A 1,434-nucleotide genomic window follows, 5' to 3' on the forward strand; every position below is an offset into this window, starting at 1 on the left:
TGCCACAACATCATCCATTCACAAGGTTCGAGATCAGGTGAAATCCGAGATCGAAGCGGATGCCGTCGGGATTGGTCAGTTCAGTGGCCCCATACCAGGTTTGGTCGGCTTCGGGGTGCGGTCCGACTAAACCGACACGGCCGGAACGAAACTCGGTGACAACGGCGGCGATTGTCCGATTTTCGTAGCGTGCGAGCACGGCGTCTCCCGGTCTGGATTTGATCCCGAATTGCGGTCCGTCTTGGAAAAACATGTGGCGTCGCTGGCCCATCCAATTGACCTCGACAATTGCGTCTTCGATACCGTTCACGGTGGCCCTGGATGTCTCGATATAGCGGCTCACTGCGCGGGTGGCAATGTCGAATCCACGACCTCGAGCTGCAAGATATGCGCCGAGGCAGAACCCGAGGTAGCTGCCCCCGCTTTGTACCCAATCTCGGATCTCTTCGGCATGCGGTTCCATGTGTGGCCATGCCGACCGTACGGTGCCGCCACCAGGTTGGGCGTATATAGCGGCACTGGCGAGGGATTGTGCGGATAGCGGGACTTTCTCCTTCGGTCCACAGAACACTGCGCGATGTGAGTCTGGAGCCGACTCGAGTAGATTCGCGACCGCTTCGGAGCAACCCGGCCGGGATGCTGGGCCACGGTAGACCAGAGCGATGGGGCGACGATCGGCGATCGGCCTGCTTGGCAGTGTGAGGGTTGCGCCAGCAGCAGCAGCAAACCCAGCAGCACCGACTACTGCTGCACCTACCATGAATCCGCGTCGGTTGAGTGTGGTCACGTGCGACCGTTGCCGGGCGCCTGCGAAGGGTGGGGGTTTGCGGATTTCGATCTGTCATAGACGTAGCCGCTTACTCGTGACGTGATGGAGCGGATCAGCCCTTCGAGGGGGCCGCGCCCCGCGGTGGCTCGCCACGCGATTGCTACAACGAAGATGACCAGTAGCTGTCGAAGATAGCCGCTCCACGGTCCGTAAACATCGAAATCGGAGTTGACGAACATGTTGTGGCCGACGTAGAAGGTGAGCGACATCGCGCCGACTGCGGCCAATGGTGCCAGGACGAAACGGACTACTTTGGTGACGAAGGGTTGTGTGATGTGTTCGATTAGCAGGGTCCCCCCCAATATGGCCAGAGAGCTTCCGACCGTGGCCATCAGGTCGAAGGGGGTGCCTGTGTGGGGGCCGTTGACCGCGAGCCACCACCAGGTGTCTGTGGGGACGGTGCCGTCCGCACCGAACTGCAGAAGGTCGCGGACGGTGTCCTCGTCGGCGACCGACTGGATGTGCCCAAGTCCACCGTAAAGATATAAGAGCATCCAGGACAGGAACTTGGATCCAAGCATGAGAGCAGCGCCCAAGCCTAGAAGACTTGAGGCTGTACGAGCGGTGGACAATGCGAGTCGACCCACGACCAGTCCTGTGCAGAT

2 protein-coding genes are annotated in these 1,434 nt (G+C 60.3%); both read right to left on the reverse strand.

The annotated features are described in order from the left end of the window. Positions 1-10: 10 nt before the first annotated feature. A complete protein-coding gene (locus QMA15_RS32575) occupies positions 11-787 on the reverse strand; it encodes a BPL-N domain-containing protein (RefSeq protein ID WP_290289308.1) in 777 nt (258 codons plus the stop codon). Beyond that, the coding region (locus QMA15_RS32580) for a DUF418 domain-containing protein (protein ID WP_290289311.1) at positions 784-1,434 on the reverse strand (651 nt) is incomplete at its 5' end. The genes QMA15_RS32580 and QMA15_RS32575, both read right to left, overlap by 4 nt.

It is taken from the genome of Rhodococcus sp. APC 3903 (assembly GCF_030407755.1).
Lineage (GTDB): Bacteria > Actinomycetota > Actinomycetes > Mycobacteriales > Mycobacteriaceae > Rhodococcus_F > Rhodococcus_F erythropolis.